Annotated in this window: 19 protein-coding genes; 6 read left to right on the top strand and 13 right to left on the bottom strand. The window is 59.5% G+C overall.

Annotated elements, in window-relative coordinates; all coding sequences use genetic code 11:
- Positions 1-143: 143 nt before the first annotated feature.
- From AC07TV_RS00590 to AC07TV_RS00565, 6 genes are all read left to right on the top strand, one after another.
- The gene (locus AC07TV_RS00590; RefSeq protein ID WP_494646450.1) at positions 144-1,334 is read left to right on the top strand and encodes a beta-ketoacyl-[acyl-carrier-protein] synthase family protein; all 1,191 of its coding nucleotides are present in this window, start codon (positions 144-146) and stop codon (positions 1,332-1,334) included.
- Complete coding sequence (locus AC07TV_RS00585; protein WP_494646449.1) at positions 1,331-2,131, top strand: beta-ketoacyl synthase chain length factor; 801 nt, start codon at positions 1,331-1,333, stop codon at positions 2,129-2,131. Before AC07TV_RS00590 ends, AC07TV_RS00585 begins: the two co-directional genes overlap by 4 nt.
- Complete coding sequence (locus AC07TV_RS00580; RefSeq protein ID WP_494646448.1) at positions 2,125-2,562, top strand: hotdog family protein; 438 nt, start codon at positions 2,125-2,127, stop codon at positions 2,560-2,562. The genes AC07TV_RS00585 and AC07TV_RS00580 overlap by 7 nt, the downstream gene beginning before the upstream one ends.
- 44 nt (positions 2,563-2,606) lie before the next feature.
- On the top strand, positions 2,607-3,326 hold the full coding sequence (gene fabG / locus AC07TV_RS00575; protein WP_494646447.1) for a 3-oxoacyl-ACP reductase FabG: 720 nt from the start codon (positions 2,607-2,609) through the stop codon (positions 3,324-3,326).
- A 93-nt stretch (positions 3,327-3,419) separates the two neighbouring features.
- Positions 3,420-3,857, top strand: a complete 438-nt coding sequence (locus AC07TV_RS00570) for a hypothetical protein (RefSeq protein ID WP_494646446.1) — start codon at positions 3,420-3,422, stop codon at positions 3,855-3,857.
- Positions 3,858-3,910: 53 nt separating this feature from the next.
- Positions 3,911-4,168 carry a hypothetical protein gene (locus AC07TV_RS00565; protein ID WP_494646445.1) on the top strand — a complete coding sequence of 86 codons (258 nt, stop codon included), beginning with the start codon at positions 3,911-3,913 and terminating at the stop codon, positions 4,166-4,168.
- Between the two features lie 5 nt (positions 4,169-4,173).
- On the opposite strand, the gene AC07TV_RS00560 is transcribed toward AC07TV_RS00565, so the two are convergent.
- The 13 genes from AC07TV_RS00560 to yidC form a co-directional block, all read right to left on the bottom strand.
- Complete coding sequence (locus AC07TV_RS00560; RefSeq protein ID WP_494646444.1) at positions 4,174-4,491, bottom strand: thioredoxin family protein; 318 nt, start codon at positions 4,489-4,491, stop codon at positions 4,174-4,176.
- A gap of 10 nt (positions 4,492-4,501) precedes the next feature.
- Positions 4,502-5,701, bottom strand: a complete 1,200-nt coding sequence (locus AC07TV_RS00555) for a cation:proton antiporter (protein WP_494646443.1) — start codon at positions 5,699-5,701, stop codon at positions 4,502-4,504.
- Entirely contained in the window at positions 5,698-6,453 is a 756-nt protein-coding gene (locus AC07TV_RS00550) for a glycosyltransferase family 2 protein (RefSeq protein WP_494646442.1), read from the bottom strand. Before AC07TV_RS00550 ends, AC07TV_RS00555 begins: the two co-directional genes overlap by 4 nt.
- 24 nt (positions 6,454-6,477) lie before the next feature.
- Positions 6,478-7,260: a lysophospholipid acyltransferase family protein gene (locus tag AC07TV_RS00545; RefSeq protein WP_494646441.1), complete on the bottom strand. Its 783-nt coding sequence runs from the start codon at positions 7,258-7,260 to the stop codon at positions 6,478-6,480.
- Positions 7,253-8,095, bottom strand: coding sequence for a MipA/OmpV family protein (locus AC07TV_RS00540; RefSeq protein WP_494646440.1), 843 nt, complete (start codon positions 8,093-8,095; stop codon positions 7,253-7,255). Before AC07TV_RS00540 ends, AC07TV_RS00545 begins: the two co-directional genes overlap by 8 nt.
- A 5-nt stretch (positions 8,096-8,100) precedes the next feature.
- Positions 8,101-9,105 carry a chorismate transformation FkbO/Hyg5 family protein gene (locus AC07TV_RS00535; RefSeq protein WP_494646439.1) on the bottom strand — a complete coding sequence of 335 codons (1,005 nt, stop codon included), beginning with the start codon at positions 9,103-9,105 and terminating at the stop codon, positions 8,101-8,103.
- Positions 9,105-10,439, bottom strand: a complete 1,335-nt coding sequence (locus tag AC07TV_RS00530) for an NAD(P)/FAD-dependent oxidoreductase (protein ID WP_494646438.1) — start codon at positions 10,437-10,439, stop codon at positions 9,105-9,107. The genes AC07TV_RS00535 and AC07TV_RS00530 overlap by 1 nt, the downstream gene beginning before the upstream one ends.
- Before the next feature lie 36 nt (positions 10,440-10,475).
- Complete coding sequence (locus tag AC07TV_RS00525) at positions 10,476-11,114, bottom strand: hypothetical protein (RefSeq protein WP_494646437.1); 639 nt, start codon at positions 11,112-11,114, stop codon at positions 10,476-10,478.
- 38 nt (positions 11,115-11,152) lie between these two features.
- The gene (locus tag AC07TV_RS00520) at positions 11,153-12,799 is read right to left on the bottom strand and encodes a B12-binding domain-containing radical SAM protein (RefSeq protein WP_494646436.1); all 1,647 of its coding nucleotides are present in this window, start codon (positions 12,797-12,799) and stop codon (positions 11,153-11,155) included.
- 70 nt (positions 12,800-12,869) lie between these two features.
- On the bottom strand, positions 12,870-13,646 hold the full coding sequence (locus AC07TV_RS00515; protein ID WP_494646435.1) for a sulfite exporter TauE/SafE family protein: 777 nt from the start codon (positions 13,644-13,646) through the stop codon (positions 12,870-12,872).
- A 409-nt stretch (positions 13,647-14,055) separates the two neighbouring features.
- Complete coding sequence (locus AC07TV_RS00510; RefSeq protein ID WP_494646434.1) at positions 14,056-14,439, bottom strand: hypothetical protein; 384 nt, start codon at positions 14,437-14,439, stop codon at positions 14,056-14,058.
- A 25-nt stretch (positions 14,440-14,464) separates the two neighbouring features.
- On the bottom strand, positions 14,465-15,823 hold the full coding sequence (mnmE, locus tag AC07TV_RS00505) for a tRNA uridine-5-carboxymethylaminomethyl(34) synthesis GTPase MnmE (RefSeq protein WP_494646433.1): 1,359 nt from the start codon (positions 15,821-15,823) through the stop codon (positions 14,465-14,467).
- 3 nt (positions 15,824-15,826) lie between these two features.
- A complete protein-coding gene (gene yidC, locus AC07TV_RS00500; RefSeq protein WP_494646432.1) occupies positions 15,827-17,473 on the bottom strand; it encodes a membrane protein insertase YidC in 1,647 nt (548 codons plus the stop codon).
- Positions 17,474-17,494: the final 21 nt, after the last annotated feature.

Below are 17,494 nucleotides of genomic sequence, written 5' to 3'. Positions count from 1 at the left end.
CCATGCCCCGGTGAGCCTGACGGAATTGCCCGATAGTGTACAAGACCGAAACAGGCTGGCTGCGCCACAGATAGGCAATCATGCCATCCATTTACAAGCGCCCCCTCTGCTAAAATCCACCTCACCCCATTTCGAGCGCCACCGTGACCCCGCTGCTGCTTTCCGCCTACACCGCCACAACCTGCCTCGGGCGCGGGCTTGATGCCATGCGCGAGGCTTTGCGCAATGGGCGGAGCGGGTTGGTGCCATGCGCGTTCGAAACGGTGCAACTCGATACCTGGATGGGCGAAGTGGCTGCGGTCGACGCCGAAAAGCTGCCGGCATCGCTGGCCATCTACGATTGCCGCAACAACCGTCTGACGCAAATGGGCCTCGAAACCGATGGCTTCGGCGACCGCGTGCGCGAAGCCATCGCTCGCTACGGCAAGTCACGAGTCGGCGTTTTCCTCGGCACCAGCACGGCCGGCATTTTGCAGACCGAGCTAGCCTATCGTCGGCGCGATCCCGAAACCGGTGCGCTGCCGGACGATTTCCACTACCGCACGACGCACAACTCCTTCTCGCTGGCCGAATTCACCCGCGATTATTTCGGGCTGGAAGGCATGGCCATGGCCATTTCGACCGCCTGTTCGTCGAGCGCCAAGGTCTTTGCCGCCGCTGCCCGCCAGCTTCAACTCGGCAGCATCGACGCGGCCATCGTCGGTGGCGTCGATACGCTGTGCCTGACCACGCTCTACGGCTTCGCCTCGCTGCAATTGACCTCCACCCAGCCGTGCCGTCCCTACGACGCAGCACGCAACGGCATATCGGTCGGCGAGGGTGCGGCGTTTGCCTTGCTCGAACGCTGCGAACAACCGACGCCGGGCTCGGTGCTGCTGCTCGGCACCGGTGAATCGAGCGATGCTTATCACATGTCTTCGCCCCACCCGGAAGGGCTGGGTGCCCGGATGGCCATGGAAGCCGCACTGCGCTCCTCCGGACTAACTGCCGCTGACATCGACTACATCAACCTGCACGGCACCTCGACGCCAGCCAACGATGCCGCCGAGGGCAAGGCTGTCGCCGCGCTGTTCGACCAGCGCGTCCCGTGCAGTTCGACCAAGGGCGCCACCGGCCACACGCTGGGCGCAGCCGGCGCGGTTGAAGCAATCATCTGCGCCCTGACGCTGACCGACGGCTTCCTGCCCGGCAGCCCGGGCACCGAAAACGTCGATCCGGCGATTCCGGTCGACTACCTGCTGAAAACCCGGGTGGGCAAAGTCAGTCGCGCCCTGACCAACTCCTTCGGCTTCGGTGGCAGTAATTGCAGCCTGATTCTCGGAGTCGCGCCGTGAGCCGCCCGCTGACCGCCTGGATTGAAGGCATCGGCTTCCTGGCCCCGGGTCTGCCCGACTGGCCGACCGCCCGCGGCGTTTTGCGCGGCGAAATGCCGTTGACCGCAGCCCCTTCCGTTTTGCCGGCGCCGAGCATCCTGCCGCCGGCCGAGCGCCGTCGGGCCAGCCGCGTCGTCAAGCTGACGCTGGCCGTCGGCCTCGAAGCCGCCGCCCATGCCGGTGCCGATGTTGCGACGCTGGCCACCGTCTTCTCCGCCTCGGGCGCCGACGGCCACAATTGCCACGCCCTGTGCGAGCAACTGGCCACCGACGACCGCCAGATTTCGCCGACCCGATTCCACAATTCGGTGCACAACGCCGCCGCCGGTTACTGGGGCATCGCCACCGGGGCGATGGCACCCTGCCAGGTCATCTGCGCCTACGACGCGAGCTTCGGCGCCGGCCTGATCGATGCGCTCGGGCAGGTTGTTCTCGACCGCCAGCCCACACTTTTGATCGCCTACGACAGCGAATATCCCGAGCCGCTGTTTGCCAAGCGGCCGGTGCCGGACGTTGCCGGCGTCTCGCTTTTACTTACACCGGAACGCAGTGAGCGCTCGCTCGCATCGATCACCGTGACACCCTCCAGCGCTGTCGCCGAGCCGCTGGCCGACGCCGCGCTGGAAGCCCTGCGCGTCTCCATCCCGGCCCTGCGCGCCTTGCCGCTGCTGCAGAAACTGGCGCGCGGCGAAGCCGGTCAGGTCTGGCTCGACTACCTGCCACCCATGCAACTGCAGGTCGACATCGGGCCGTGCTAGACCAAAGCTGGATCGCCGCCCACATCCCGCATCAAGGCAGCATGTGCCTGCTTGATGCGGTCAAGGAGTGGTCCGACTCGGCGATCACCTGCCGCGCCAGCAGCCATACCGACCCGGCCAATCCGCTGCGCGCCGAAGGTCGTCTGGGCGCCGCCAACGGCATCGAATACGCCGCGCAGGCCATGGCCGTTCACGGCGCGCTGATTGCCGGTGACGATGCCGCACCACGCCAGGGCTACCTGACCAGCGTGCGTAGCGTCAGCCTGCATGTCGCGCGTCTCGACGACCTGCCGGGCGAACTCGATGTGTGCGCCGAGCGCCTGTCGGGCGACAGCAACAACATCCTCTACCAGTTCTCGCTCAGCCACGCCGGCCGCTGCCTGCTCGAAGGCCGCGCCGCCGTGGTGCTCGACGCTGCAGCGCTGGGCTGAGAATCCCACGGTCAACCGGAAATAATGGCCAAAAAGGAAAACCCATGAAACGTGCTCTCGTCACCGGCGGCAGCGGCGGTATCGGTGCTGCGATCTGCAAGCGCCTTGCAGCTGACGGCCATCACGTCATCGTTCATGCCAACCGCAGCCGCGAGAAGGCCGAAGCTGTCGTCGCCGAGGTCATCGCTGCCGGCGGCAGCGCCGAAGCCGTCGCCTTCGACGTTACCGAGCGCGCCGCAACGGCTGCCGCGCTGGAAAAACTGCTCGAGCCGGGGCCGATCCAGATTCTGGTCAACAACGCCGGCATCCACGCCGACGCCGTCTTCCCGGGCATGAGCGCCGAGCAGTGGCATTCGGTTCTCGACGTCTCGCTCAACGGCTTTTTCAACGTCACCCAGCCGCTGACCATGCCGATGATCCGGACGCGCTGGGGCCGCATCATCAATATTTCGTCGATTGCCGGCATCACCGGCAACCGCGGCCAGGTCAATTACTCGGCCGCCAAGGGCGCCTTGCACGCCGCCAGTAAATCGCTGGCGCTCGAACTGGCCAGCCGCGGCATCACGGTCAATGCCGTGGCGCCGGGCATCATCGCCACCGACATGATCGACGGCACCTTCGACGCCGAGGCGATCAAGAATCTGGTGCCGATGAAGCGCGCCGGCAAACCGGAAGAGGTGGCCGATCTTGTCGCTTTCCTCGCCTCGGAAAAAGCCGCCTATATTTCCGGGCAGGTCATCTCGATCAACGGCGCGATGATCTGAAGCCAGCCTTCGGGCCCGGCAAATAATTCACCTTGCATGCGCCGTTCCGATGCCGGATGATCGGATTCGACCCGTCGCCAAGGAGAATCCACCATGCCTGATTTCTACCCTCGTCTCACCCCGAAAACCTTGCCTGAGGCCAAAGCCAAGGCTCCCCTAGATTTTTTCCAGAACCCTTTGTCGGCTTGGCAATCGTTCCAGATGCCACTGTCCGGCGACGTCACGCAGGCGATCAATCCGTGGTCATGGACCTTTGGCTCAGCGACCAGCCAGCTCGGGCTGGTCAATATCAACCTCGGGCGCAGCGCCAACCCGGAAGTCGAGCAGGAAGTGCTCGATGAAGTCGGCAGCTACGGCAAGCAGCTCGGTTGCATAGGCGATGCGCTGGCGGTGCTCATCAAGCACGTCAAGCTGGACGAACTGGCCCCGGCCGAGCGCGATGCCATCACCAAGCTGCGCTTCCAGCTCGAGGCCATCGAGCAAATCAAGGCCAGCCACCGGACGCCGAAAAAGGTCGCGAAACGCGCCTGACCGCTGTGGTGCAGGGCTAGAATAAAGCTGCCGAAACCTTGAAGGAGGTGTTCATGAATCCCCCAAATGACAGCTGCCTGAGCCTGCACGACGCGGCGCTAACCCTGGGCACCGGGCCGGACGGCCAGCACGATATTGAAGTCGCCCTGGCCCACGCCATCGAGCATGGCGAGCTACACGCCAATGTGAAGCGCTGGGCCACCGAACAATGGGAAGGGCGGCAATTGCCGGGCAATATCAACCGGCTGGAAACCTTCATCGAGCGCGCCGAACTGGATGCCTGGCAACAACGGCGCCGCCAGCCGGCCTGAACCAATCAGCCGGCGAGCAGTTCGCTGATTTCCTGAGTGCTTGTGGGCCGAACAACGCGGCCGATTTCCTGACCGTCGCGCATGAGGATCAGCGTCGGCCATAACTTGACGCGAAACGTGCGGCCCAGCCGCCGACCGGCACCATCTTCGACCTTGATGTGGCGAAGATCGGGCTGGGCGCCAAGGGCCGTTTCAATGAAGGGCTGGGCACCCTGACAGTGCGGGCACCAGTCGACACCAAATTCGATCAAAAGGGCGCCGGGCAGGGCATCGATTTCAGCCCGGTCCGGTGCGGCTTCTTGGTATTTGGCCACATAGTTCATGCTTGTCTCCTCAGGCAGAACGCAGAATCAGCGATTTCAGTCGGGCCAGCTTCGGGGCGACCAGCGGCACCGTCAGCATGGTGCTGGCAACAGCCATCAACAACAAGGCCGTGAAGGTCTCACTGGTGATGATCCGCTTGTCGAGCAGGATGTTGGCAAAAATGATCATGATCAACGCCTTGGTCTGCAGCAGCCAGCCGATGATGCTGGCCTCGCCCGGCGCCCATTTGAGGATGCGACCGGCGATCCGGACGCCAATCAGCTTGCCGGCGACCGAGGCCACCAGGAGCAGGGCGGCAGCAATGAAAACGGCGGCACCGCCGACATCCCAATTGGTGCGCAGGCCGGTGGACAGGAAGAAGACCGGCATGAAGACGAGCAGCACGTGGTGGCGCAGGAGGTCCATTTTTTCCTGGTCGAACCACTCGGCTTCCATGCTCGCTCCGGCCAGGAAGGCGCCGACCATGAAGTGCAGCCCGGCCCAGTCGGCGCCAAAAGCGACCACGGCCAGCCAGATCAGCGCGACATACCAGCGGTCACGGGCCGGAATGCGCACCATCAATTTGTGGAACAACCAGGCAGCGATGGCAAAAACGAGCAGGAAGGTGACCTGCCGACCGATACGCTCCCAATCCATGAGAATCAGTGCCAGAACACCCCAGATCGCGATGTCGTCGAGACTGGCGTAGCGCAGGATGCGCTGGCCGATCGGCTGACGCAGGATTTCAAGTTTTTCCATGAACAGGATCAGGATGGGCAGGGCGGTCACCGCACAGGCCATGCCAACGCCGACGACGAATTGCCAGGTCATCGCCTTCTCGCCGATCCAGCCGTCGAAACCGAGCATCAGCAGCGCCGCAGCGCAACCGAAGGCGAGCGGCGTGCCGAGCGCAAGCCCCGCCGTGATGCCGCTCTCGCGCCGATAGGCCCAGACTTTCCGGAGATCGAGCTCGACACCGGCAATCATCACGAAAAGCATGACCGCCCACCAGGCGATGCCGTTCAGCGACTGAATGACGGCCGGATTGAAGACGAACTGGTAGTACTCGGGAAAGGCCCGGCCGAGAACGCCCGGCCCGAGCAGGATGCCGGTGATGATCTGGACGACGACGAGTGGCGCGTAATAGTCGGTGTTGCCCAGTCGCCAGATCAGGTAGGGCAGGGTAAAGATGATCGCCATGGCGATCAGGAAGACTTCGGTCGTGTTCATCTCAGGCGACGCAGGATCAGCCAGGGCAGGCGTAGCACGAAGCCGATGAAGAGGCGGGTGTGCATCCACGTCAGCAGCGTGTTGTCGCGCAGGTATTTGAAGTGCGAAACGCCGCCCTCTTCGGCCCGGAAATAACGCACCGGGGCGTCGATGTTGAGCGGCTTCACGCCCGCCCAGCACAGGCGGACGACGGCTTCCGGATCAAAATCGAAACGGCGCATGAAACGGTTGGCGCGCATGATTTTGATGAGCGGCTGGATCGGATAGACGCGGAAACCGTAGAGCGAATCGCCGATGCCCATCCACAGCGTTTCAAGATTGGCCCAGCCGTTGGAGACCTTGCGGCCATTGACCCGCAGCGCCGGTGCGTCGGCGGCGAAGACCGGCTTGCCGAGTACCATTTTGTCCGGCTCAGCTTGCGAGGCGGCCATGAAGGCGGGGATCAGGTCAGCCGGGTGTTGGCCATCCGAATCCATGGTCAGGGCGTGGGTGAAGCCGGCGGCGGCGGCCAGCGTGATGCCTTCGAGTACGGCCGAGCCCTTGCCGCGATTTTCGGGCAGGACGATTACTTTCAGGCCTTCATCGCTGGCGGCCATCGCCTGCAGCTTTTCGGCGCTGCCGTCGGTGCTGCCATCGACCACGACCCACACCGGCGTCCATTGCGCCCGGGCCGCCTGCACGGTGGCCAGCACCTTGGGACCGGGGTTGTAGCTGGGGATCAGGACGAGATGGGTTTTTGAAGCGACGGGCATGGTGAAAAGGGTGCGGACAGAGGTTCAGGCAGCGATTGCCACGGTCGACCGGAAATTTTGGCCAAATTCGAAATTAAAATAGGCGTCGAGCTCGGCAGTAAATGTCTGGATGTTGGCAGGCGGCGGAAAGCGGCGGCCGAGGCGGACCCGGCAGCTGAGCGGCAGTTCGGGACGACGAAAGAGTGGCCAGGCCTTGCCGAGATACGGGGTGGAAAATTCGATGAGCAGGGTCTGAACGTCGACCTTGCTGCGGTTGGCAATTAGCCCGACGCTCGGCGAGCTGGCGCCAAAGGGGAAATCGAGCGTCCGCGAGCCTTCGGGAAAAATAACCAGATGGGCGCCTTGCTGCAGCTCGTCGCGCGCCCCGAGTATCACGTCGAGTGCCGCATCGTTGCGGATGTAGCGGGCCAGTCGGGCGGCGGCCCCGAACAACAGGTTGTCCATGAGCGCCGCCTTCATGACGCAAACGGCGTTGGGCAGCCGGGAGACGATCATCACCGCATCAAGCAGGGAAGGGTGGTTGGCGGCAACGATGAGCGGCCCCTGGTCGCACAGGCGGTCGATCTCGTCGAGTTCGAAACGGCAGGCGCAGAAAGCACTCAGAATGCCCAGATAAAACCGGAAACCCCATGAAATGACGGCACGGCCAACTGTTTGCCCGAGCTTGCGGGGTAGCAGAAAATCAAGGACCAGCGCGCAGGGCAGCCAGATCAGGCAAAGCACGGCCAGCGCACCCAGGCCGACAACCATGGCCAGGTACTCGTAGGCCATCCACAGGGGATTGCCTGCGCGCGGACGATCAGTCATCGACCTTGACGCGGGTCGAGGACTCCCCGAAAACCCAGGTGAAGGCTATGCCGGCGGCGAAATAGTCCTTCTGGCGAACCAGCGGGCTGTTTTCGAAGGTAGCGCCGCTCAGGTTGTCGTAACGGACGAAGCCGCCGACCCAGTATTTGGGGAAGCGCTTGGACAGCGCGACGAGATACTGCATGCCGGCGTAGCCCGCCTTGGCCTCGTAGGCCGGACGGTCGGCCGTCGCATACTGCGGGGCGACCGAGTAGTAGTAGGCGTGCTGACGCTTGTCCCCGAACAGCGGGCCGGCCAGCATGCCGAGATTCCAGCCACCCATGCCGGGGATGTCGGTGATGTCCATGTTGAGCTTGGGATGGAAGACCCAGCCGATGTCCTTGGGTGAGCCTTGGACCGTGATGGCGGCGCGCAGGGGCAGCAGCAGTTTGACAAAACGAGCCCGATTCTCGGAACGCCAGAAGGTGACGTCCATTTGCGGCCCGATCTCGAAGGTTCCCTCAAGATCAGGCATGCCGGCGCGCGCCGTGATGTCGTCGCTGCTCACCGGCGGGGCAAGGGCCAGGCTGACCGTCAGGTCGAGCCGGTCGGAGTCGAAGAAACTGCCGCGGATACCCTGGCGGTCGGCCTTCAGAAAATCGCCGTGATAGGTGAAATGCGGCACCGGCATGAGGAAATTGTCGGTCTGGTCCGAGCCGCGATACGACGGGAAACTGAAGGCGGCCATGCCGGCTCCGAGCTCCCACAACGGCTGGTCACCGGCAGCCTGCGCACCGCTTGCCATGGCGACCAGCCCCAGCGCCGCCAGCGCTCCCTTGCTCAATTTTTTCGACATGGCCATCAAGCTTCCTCCAGCGAGTGTGAGGCCATCGCCTCGATTTCCAGCAATAGATCATGTCGGCAGATATCTGCCTGCATGTAGACAATTTCGGCCTGACCAATCAATGGCGCCAGCGTTTCGCGGATGACCCGGAAATCGGCAGCCTGACGGATATAAACGCGGTAGGAAAGATCAGTCAGCGCGTATGGCGCGGTGCGGCATGACCGATTGGCCTCGGCGACGACGGCGGCGATATTGGCCATCGATTCGCGGCATTGTCCGGCCACATCGCCCGAGGCCACGGTCTGATGACCGACGATACTGGCCGTGCCGGAAATGAACAGGATTTCCTGAGCCGGTGGGTAAACCAGTGCGCCGCGCGAGAAAGTCGGGCTGCGTGGACCGTAATCGGCCGGGTAGTTGTAGGCGCTGACCTGACGCGGATTTTCGAGCGGAACCGCCGGCGAGGCGCCGGCCATGAAGGCAATGCTCAGCGGGCTGCCGGCCAGACCGATGGCGCAGGCAGCCGGCACGTTGCCGGTGGCGCCGCGATGGCAGTCAAGGAAGGCATCCTGACGGCCGATGTTGAACTGGCGGTAACGTTCCAGACCATCGGTTTCCAGATTGATCGCTGACAGATAGTTCCAGACCCGCCACAGGTGCGGCATTTCTTCAATATCAAGCAACCTGAAAATACGGCGATAGGCCTCCTTGCTGGCCGCCTGCAAGGGCGAACAACCAGGCGATGCTGCAAAATCTGCTTCATCGAGTTCAATCACGCCAAAAAGCAGACCATCCGTGCGCCGCCAGATGATGCCCTCACAGTGACCAGCAATGACCGGCTGATCACTCAGCCAGGTTTCATGAATGGCCGCTGAAGTCGCCCCGAGCAACGGGGCAAAAACCCGTTGCACCGGCCAGACCGGGACGGCACCGCTGGGCGGCTCGCCAACCAGGGCACCACCGAGTTCGCTGCCGGTTTCACGTGAAACAGCAGACGGCGAGGAAACGAACTGGAGTGCCACTATGCGTTGTAAACGACCGCGTCGTCGACCTTGCGGATGTTGAAGCGGCGCTGTTTCCAGCCCTTGAAGGCGAGCCTCGGCTGAGTGATGTTGGCGATGTAATAGAGCATCTTGAAAGCAAAGATTGACGACCAGATCGGGGTCTTGCCGAAGATGTCGCCGGCCAGCATCGACAGAACAGCCTCCTTGGCGCGGAAGAAATTACGCGGTCCCATGAAGAATTCACGCATGATCGGGTTGGTCACACGATAGATGAACCACGAGAATTCCTTCGGCCCGTGCTTCATCAGCGCATCGAATTTCTTGAGTGCAGCCGGCGCCTTGGCCGGCGTCTTCAAGCAGGTATCGATGGCCTCGGCGGCGATGACGCCGCTGTTCATGGCGAGCAGCACGCCGGACGAGAACACCGGGTCGATGAAGGCATAGGCGTCGCCGAGCATGACGTAGTTGTTGCCGTGATTGCGCTCGGAAACGTAGGAAAAATTGCCGGTGGCCTCGATCTCGTTGATCAGCTTGGTGTCCTTGAGGCGCTCAGTCAGCTTCGGGCATTGGGCAAAGCCGTCACGCAGGAATTGCTCAAGGCTGCGCTCGCCCTTGGTTTTCATGTAGTACGGCCAGGTCACCATGCCGATGCTGGTTATATCGTTTTGCATCGGGATGAACCAGAACCAGCCGTGCTCGAACCAGAAAATGGTGATGTTGCCCTCGGCCACGCCTTCGTGACGTTTGCAGCCGGTGAAGTGACCATAGATCGCCGAACTGTTGTGCTTGGGGTTGCGGTGCTTGATCTGGAAACGGTTGGCCAGGAAGGTGTCGCGGCCGGAAGCATCGACGACAAAGCGGGCCTGCCACTCGCTTTCACGACCGTCGTCATGCATGGCTCGGACGGTGGCCGTGTTGTCCGGCAGGAAATCAACCGATTTTGCTTTGCAGCCTTCGTGAACCTCGACGCCTTTCTTCGCGGCGTTGCGGATCAGGATGGTGTCGAATTGGTCGCGCTTGACCTGATAGGCGTGGGGCATGGACTTATCCCAGGCTTCGGCGAAGACAAAGACCGACGACATTTCATGGTTCGGCGAAACGAATTCGGCACCTGGCTTGTGCATGCCAATGGCCTTCACTTCCTCGGCGATACCCATCCGCTCGAAGAGCGGCAGATTGGCTGGCAGCAACGATTCGCCGATATGAAAACGCGGGTGGTGCGCCTTTTCCAGAACCACCACCTTGTAGCCTTTTTCGGCCAGCATCGGCGCTACGGTACATCCGGCCGGCCCGCCACCGATGACCAGCACATCGCACTGTTTTCGCTCCACTCCCTGCACTTGTTCCATCATTGAAACCCTTGTTTTGTTCTCTGTGGCGGCGATGAGTTATTTGCCTTTGTAGGTCATGTAGCCCACTGTTTCGGAATGGCCGTCGATCTTGCTGACGCTTCCCTTGGCCCAATACACGTAATAGGGGCCGAAACTCGACCACCAGTAGCGCCAGTAGGGACCATCCAGGCGCGGATTTTCATTGGTTTGCGGATGGCCGACCGCCATGATGACCTGTTCCTTGGTCATGCCTTTCATGAGCTGGCCCTTGGTGATCGCATTGCGCACGGCTGGCGAAAATTTCGCCATCTTCACTTTCGGGTCGGCGAGCACCACCATCTTGCTGACCCATTGTTCGGTCGTTTCTTCGGCCCGACCGTAATCATGGCCGAGGCGATACGGCTTGCCTTCGACTTCGATGTTGGCGCGATAGCCGTCAATCTTCAGAACCTTGATCGGCGTGCCGACCGGAATGAATGGCAATTGGGCCAGATTCGAATCGCTGATCCAGTCGCCCGAATAGTGCAGGTTGCAGCAGGCGTAACCAGTACGCACCGCGTTATCCTTTTTCACCTCGGCCGTCGGCGTGCCGTCTTCCGGCCTGGTTTCGTTGCCCTTGCAGGCGCCCAGCGCAACGACGACGCAGGCTGCCACGGTCAACCGGAAAAAACGGCCAAAAATGAAATGTTCCTTCATGTCAGCGCTCCCCAATGCCCATGACGAAAGAGGGGCGATTATACCGCTGCCTGTACGGCTGGCGGCGTACAGCATGCCGAAGCTTCATAGACGACCGGAATGATCTGCTTGGCCGCATCGCGCCGCGTCAGCTTGACCGGCGACAGCGAGACGATGTTGTCGATTAGCAGCTCGGTCGATAACTGCGGCTTGAGGCCAAGCGGCTGGCGCGGATGCAGTTTGAATTCGCGCGCGGCTTTTTCCAGTTGCTCCTTGTTGGAACTGAAGTAACGCGCTGCAGCAATGGTTTCCGGCAAGTGCTTGAGCACGTGCCACAGGCTCCAGCGATGCTGCCACAAACGCTTGGCGAATCGGCGCCGATAGCCCTTGCTGTCATAGAAGCGTTTGACGTGCCAGTTGTACAGCGCATCCATTTCTTCGCGCGACTTGAAACCTTCGGGCAGATACACAAAGTTCAGGCAATTCATGAGGCGCCAGTCTTCGACAAAATCACCAGTCGGATCGTTGATGCACTCGTCCCAGATCGGCGCCCCGTGCAGCGGGCTGAACTTGGTCATGTTCATTTCATCGAGTTCAAGCGAGAGGATGAAATCGCTGGTCGTCCGCACCGTTTCCGGCGTCTCGCCCGGCATGCCGAAAATGAACAGGCCCTTGGCGCGTAAGCCAGCAGCGTGGATCGAACGGACGGTTTCGCGCACCGCTTCCAAGGTCACGCCGGCCTTGTGCCGTTCCATCATTTCCGGATCAGCCGATTCGATGCCGATCGACACCATGAGCGCTCCGGCCTTCTTGAGTTTGGCCAGCATTTCATCCGAGGTATGGCCGGCGCGGATCGCGCAGTTGAACTGCATGCCGAGCGGGTTTTCGATCAACAGGTCGCAGAGATCGAGGACACGCTGTTTCTTGGCCGTGAACAAGTCGTCGTACATGTTGATGTGCCAGACACCGAAGTTGTCCCGCAAATACTTCATGTGATCGTAGATATATTGCGGCGAATTGGTCTTGTAGGCCCGCTCGAAAACCGTCCGGTCGCAGAACGAGCAGGTGTAGGGACAACCGCGCGAGGTGATCATCGTCGCGCCGTAGCGCATTTCATAGGCAAAAAGCGGCAAATGATAGGCGTGCGGAAAACCCGCCAGCTTTTCATAAGCCGGGAAGGGCAATTCATCGAGACTGGTGATGCGGTCACGGCGCGGATTGGCGACGATTCCCCCGGCGTCGTTGCGCCAGATCAGGTTACCAATCGTCGCCAGCGGCTTGCCATCGGCCAGTTCGAGCATGGCGCCTTCGCCTTCGCCGATGACCAGATAATCGATTTCCGGGAATTTTTCGAGGATGGGCGCGCCCAGTGAAGAAACATGGACGTTGCCAAAAACGATCTTGATTTCCGGCCGACGCTCGCGGATATAGGCGGCAATCTCGAACGCATCCATGAAGCCCGAAGTCGTTGCCGAAAAACCAACCATTTCCGGATCGGTCGCCAGCACAATTTCGGCATTTTCAGCGGTGGTCGGTGGTGCGTAAGGGCCTAGGCAATCGTGCAGTTGCACGCTATGACCAAATTTTTCCAGCCAGCTGGCCAGTTGCATGATGCCGATCGGCGGCATCCGATTGGCCAGTACCGAAAAATCGGGTTGGCCAGGGACAAAATTGAAGCCAGCTGGGTGAACAAGCGTGATACGCATTGGTTTTCCTCAAACGAAGTGGCTAAATTTTATTAGAAAATGCTGACGCACTTCAGTTCCGGAAAAAGTATTACAAAAGCCTGAACGTATCCCAGGTAAATTTCACGATCAAGACAGCGACGGTAACGAGAAACAACTGTCGAATGAAACCACTGCCATGCTTCAAGGCCAGCCGTGTACCGATTGCCGACCCCGTGACATTGGCCACGGCCATTGCCGCAGCCAGCAGCGGTAAAACATGGCCGTGTGGCAGGAAATAGCCAAGCGCTGCGAGATTGGTTGCCACATTGACTACCTTGGCGCCAGCCGAGGCATGCAGGAAATCAAAGCCAAAGAAGCGGACAAACAGAAATATCAGGAAGCTGCCAGTTCCCGGTCCGAAAAAACCATCATAAAAGCCAATGATTGCGCCGAGGAAAATTGCTAAAACAAGTTCGCGATGGCCAGCATGGGTTGGTTTGTGAATCAGGCCGAAATTCTTGCGTTTTAGCGTGTAGACCGCAGCAATGATCAATAACAGCAGAATGAGCGGCCGAACCACGTCCTTTGGCAACCAGGCAACAACTGCCGCACCGATATAGGAAAAGGAAAAAGCCGCAAAGGCTGCCGGCAGGATGGTTCGCCACGGCATTACAACCTGCCGGGCATAGCGCCAGGTTGCGTTGGCAGTTCCAAAAACACTGGCGACTTTGTTCGTGCCGAAAAGTGTCGCTGCCAATTCTCCTGGATGGATGGCAAACAGGGCAGGTATTTGAATCAATCCACCACCACCGACGACCGCATCAATGGCACCAGCCATCAGCGCAGCAAACAACAAAACCGCTATTTCCGGTGTGATGAAGTCCAAGTTATGAGTCCAGATTTCAAGGTAGTGCGGTGTATAGGGTTTTTGATAATAACTATATGTAAACCAACTACTGAGAATAACTTAGCAACAAGTCTGTGGATAAATTAAAATTATGTTTTATTTTCATATACTTGAATATGGCTTTTCTCGCTTGGTAACCTACTGGCTTGCCTGTGGATGGATTCCGGATAGTTTTTCGATTTTCGAAAATAGCCGACTTGCTCACAATCGCTGGACAGCTTGTACACAGGCTTATCTACAGGCTTCAAACAGGCAATCCAGGCAGAACTCTGAACAATTCCTTGCTCCAGAAAAGCAAAAACCCGGCACGGGGCCGGGTGGTTTTTTAACATGGTAATTCTGGAAAACGACTCGTGGCAGCGATTTTTGAACTACCGCGCTACCCTATTCAACGTTTGTCTGTCTCCGAAGATGAGTCATTCAGGCGATCAATCTCGTTGTAGGCAATGATCTGACTGCCAGCACCATCAAAGGTGGATGGTGACTGGACCTGTTTTCTTTCCGGCAGGATGCTTTTCAGAAAATCCTCGGTAAGAAACTCCAAAGGATCGCGGGGACCCAGGACGTATTCGGATCGACGGGCAGTGATTACGACAAACGACCCCGCTTCGATCTCATACGCTGTCAGGTACGAAGTCCGGATAATCGATGCTTGCGGGAAGCGGGGGTTTGAACTGGCTACTTCACCTTCAATGCACGCAAGGTACTGACCATTTTCCGGCGCTTTCGCGTGAATTATTTTCCAATGGTTGAGTACGTTTCGAGTATTCATTTGCAAGTCATGAAGTGATTGTTGTCTATTTTCCGATGCAAAACCGGCTGAAAATAACGCCCAACAGGTCGTCGGCGGTGAACTCGCCGGTAATCTGGCCGAGGGATTGTTGAGTCAGACGGAGCTCTTCGGCAAAAAGTTCGAGTGCAGGAAAAGTGCCTTCGACGACATTTCGAGCGGCGGCGATATGTTCCTGCGCATCCGACAAGGCGCGAAGATGGCGTTCACGGGCAATGAAAACGTCTTCCGCCTGATGCCATCCGGCAATGCGCAGCAACTCCTGACGCAGCAGATCTATTCCATCTCCGGAACGCGCTGACAGTGAGATTGCCGTGGTATCCGGCTCATCGTGTCGTTCGGCCTGGGCACCGGAGAGATCGATCTTGTTGTAAATGGTGACCCGTTTCAGGCGCTCTGGCAGACGGGAAAGTATTTCCTTGTCGGCAGCGGTGACGCCAGTTCTCGCATCAACCAGCAAGAGAACGGCATCGGCACGTTCTATTTCCTGCCAGCTGCGGGCAATGCCTATTTTTTCAACCTCGTCTTCGGTCTCGCGAAGACCGGCAGTATCGATAATGTGTAGCGGAATACCTTCTATCTGAATGGTCGATCGCAGCGCATCGCGAGTGGTGCCGGCAATCGGCGTGACAATGGCCAGATCGTCGCCAGTAAGCCGGTTGAGCAGCGAGGACTTGCCGACGTTGGGTTGCCCGGCCAGTACGACATGCAGGCCGGATTGCAGTAGTTTTCCCTGGCCAGCGCGGTCGAAGATCTCGGCCAGCTTGAGCTGCAAGGTTTCGAGACGACCAAAGGCGTTGGCCGCTTTGAGAAAATCAATGTCCTCTTCCGGGAAATCGAGTGTCGCCTCGACCAGCATGCGCAGGTTGATCAACTCGTCGTTCAGTTGGCCGATAGCCCGCGAGAACTCGCCCTGCAGCGAACGGACCGCAGAACGGGCTGCGCTGCTTGTGGCGGCATCAATAAGATCGGCGACGGCTTCGGCCTGGGCCAGATCCATTTTGCCGTTCAGGAAAGCACGACGGCTGAATTCACCGGGTTCGGCCAGCCTTGCCCCGAGATCGAGACAGCGGGCGAGCAGCATCTGCATGACGACCGGGCCACCGTGGCCCTGCAACTCGAGCACGTCTTCGCCGGTAAACGATTGGGGATTCGGGAAAAACAGCAGTATTCCGCTGTCGACCGTGGAACCATCGGCTGCCTTGAATTCAGCCAACGTCGCGTAGCGCGGTTTGGGTATTTTTCCGGTCAGCGCAAAAGCAAAGGGCAGCAATTTGCTGCCCGATACGCGAATGACGCCGACACCACCACGGCCTGGGGCCGTAGCGATGGCGGCGATGGTGTCTGCGGGCTTTACACCACTCACACCTTAGGCTTTCGCGTCGTTGGCAGCCTTGCCGCCAGCGTCGATAACCCGCGTAATCTGCCACTGCTGGGCAATGGAGAGCACGTTGTTAACGACCCAGTAGAGGACCAGACCGGCCGGGAACCAGAAGAACATGAAACCGAAGATCAGCGGCATGGCCATCATGACCTTGGCCTGGATCGGATCCGGCGGCGTCGGGTTAAGCTTGGTTTGGACGAACATCGAGACCATCATGATGACCGGCAGAATGTAGTACGGGTCAGCCGAAGCCAGATCCTTGATCCAAAGGATCCACGGAGCATCGCGCATTTCGACTGCACCGAGCAGCACCCAGTAAAGAGAAATGAAGACCGGAATCTGGACCAGAATAGGCAGACAGCCACCAAGCGGATTGACCTTCTCCGTCTGGTACATCTTCATCATTTCCTGGTTCAGGCGCTGCTTGTCGTCGCCAAAACGCTCTTTCAACTGCATCAGGCGCGGCGTCAGAACTTTCATCTTGGCCATCGACTTGTAGGAAGCGGCCGACAGCGGGAAGAAAATGGCCTTGATGATGATGGTCAGAATGACAATCGCCCAGCCCCAGTTGCCAACCAGCTTGTGGATCGCTTCGAGCGCCCAGAAAATGGGTGCAGCAACAACAGTCAGCCAGCCGTAGTCGACAACCAGATCAAGTCCGGTAGCTACTTCCTTGAGGGCAGACTGTTCCTGCGGACCGGCATACAGGCTGACCGAAGTTTCGCCCTTGGCCCCCGGTGCGATCTCGGCAACCGGCACAATGACGCCAGTCTGGAAGACGTTGCTACCTTCAACCTTGCGCATGTAGAACTCGCGCTGGGTCTTTTCCTTCGGTACCCAGGCGGCTACGAAGTAGTGCTGGACCATGGCCAGCCAGCCGTTGTCGGCTGTCTTGGCAAATTTGGCCTTGTTGTCAGCAATATTGCCAAAATCGATCTTCTGATACTTCTCCGCGTCGGTATAAACCGCCGGACCGGTAAAGGTCGAGACCATCTTGGTTTCGCCCGCCGGCGCCACATCGTCACGCTGCAACTGGTAGTAGGCATGCGGAGCGATGGCCTTGTCGCTGCCATTGGCAATTTCCCAGGCAATATCAACCTGATAGGAGCCACGCTTGAAGGTCAGGATCTTGGCAACCTTGATACCGTTCTGGTCCGTCGATTCCAGACGCAGTATCAGCTCGTTAGCACCGTCAGCCAATGTCGTGGCGCCTTCGACACGCTTGAAAACCGAACGATGGGTCGGCAAACCTTCGCCAATCAGGCCGGCCTGCGCCAGATACTGGTGTGCCGGGTCGAACAGGACAAAGGTCTTGTCCTTGTTGTCATGTTCCTTGTATTTCAGGAGCTCAAGACCGACCAGATCGCCGCCTTGGGCGGAAATGGTTGCCTTCAGCAGATCGGTGGTCACCGTAAAAGTCTCGGCGGAAGAAACCGGTGCTGAAACTGCAGGGGTGATGGGAGATGCCTTGGCCTGCAGCGAAGCAGACGGTGTTGGGGCAGCGCTGCCAGCAGGGGTTGTTGCTACCGCATCGGCGGTCGGCTTCGGCTGGTTGTATTTCTGCCAGTTTTCCCAGAGCATGAAGCTCGAGAAAGTGAAGATCATAACCAGTATCAGGCGTCGAGTATCCATGAACAACCTACAAAAGAATTC

This window comes from Azonexus sp. GW821-FHT04F04 (genome assembly GCF_059420025.1).
The sequence above is the reverse complement of the archived record's forward strand: the minus strand, read 5'-3'. Positions and strand labels throughout refer to the sequence as shown.

What these genes read in the sequence shown, in the direction of transcription:
- AC07TV_RS00525 (WP_494646437.1), bottom strand. Translation starts at nt 11,114, where the DNA reads ATGAAGGAACATTTCATTTTTGGCCGTTTTTTCCGGTTGACCGTGGCA.
- AC07TV_RS00545 (WP_494646441.1), bottom strand. Translation starts at nt 7,260, where the DNA reads ATGACTGATCGTCCGCGCGCAGGCAATCCCCTGTGGATGGCCTACGAG.
- AC07TV_RS00530 (WP_494646438.1), bottom strand. Translation starts at nt 10,439, where the DNA reads ATGATGGAACAAGTGCAGGGAGTGGAGCGAAAACAGTGCGATGTGCTG.
- AC07TV_RS00555 (WP_494646443.1), bottom strand. Translation starts at nt 5,701, where the DNA reads ATGAACACGACCGAAGTCTTCCTGATCGCCATGGCGATCATCTTTACC.
- AC07TV_RS00570 (WP_494646446.1), top strand. Translation starts at nt 3,420, where the DNA reads ATGCCTGATTTCTACCCTCGTCTCACCCCGAAAACCTTGCCTGAGGCC.
- AC07TV_RS00520 (WP_494646436.1), bottom strand. Translation starts at nt 12,799, where the DNA reads ATGCGTATCACGCTTGTTCACCCAGCTGGCTTCAATTTTGTCCCTGGC.
- AC07TV_RS00540 (WP_494646440.1), bottom strand. Translation starts at nt 8,095, where the DNA reads ATGTCGAAAAAATTGAGCAAGGGAGCGCTGGCGGCGCTGGGGCTGGTC.
- AC07TV_RS00510 (WP_494646434.1), bottom strand. Translation starts at nt 14,439, where the DNA reads ATGAATACTCGAAACGTACTCAACCATTGGAAAATAATTCACGCGAAA.
- AC07TV_RS00550 (WP_494646442.1), bottom strand. Translation starts at nt 6,453, where the DNA reads ATGCCCGTCGCTTCAAAAACCCATCTCGTCCTGATCCCCAGCTACAAC.
- AC07TV_RS00560 (WP_494646444.1), bottom strand. Translation starts at nt 4,491, where the DNA reads ATGAACTATGTGGCCAAATACCAAGAAGCCGCACCGGACCGGGCTGAA.
- yidC (WP_494646432.1), bottom strand. Translation starts at nt 17,473, where the DNA reads ATGGATACTCGACGCCTGATACTGGTTATGATCTTCACTTTCTCGAGC.
- fabG (WP_494646447.1), top strand. Translation starts at nt 2,607, where the DNA reads ATGAAACGTGCTCTCGTCACCGGCGGCAGCGGCGGTATCGGTGCTGCG.
- AC07TV_RS00565 (WP_494646445.1), top strand. Translation starts at nt 3,911, where the DNA reads ATGAATCCCCCAAATGACAGCTGCCTGAGCCTGCACGACGCGGCGCTA.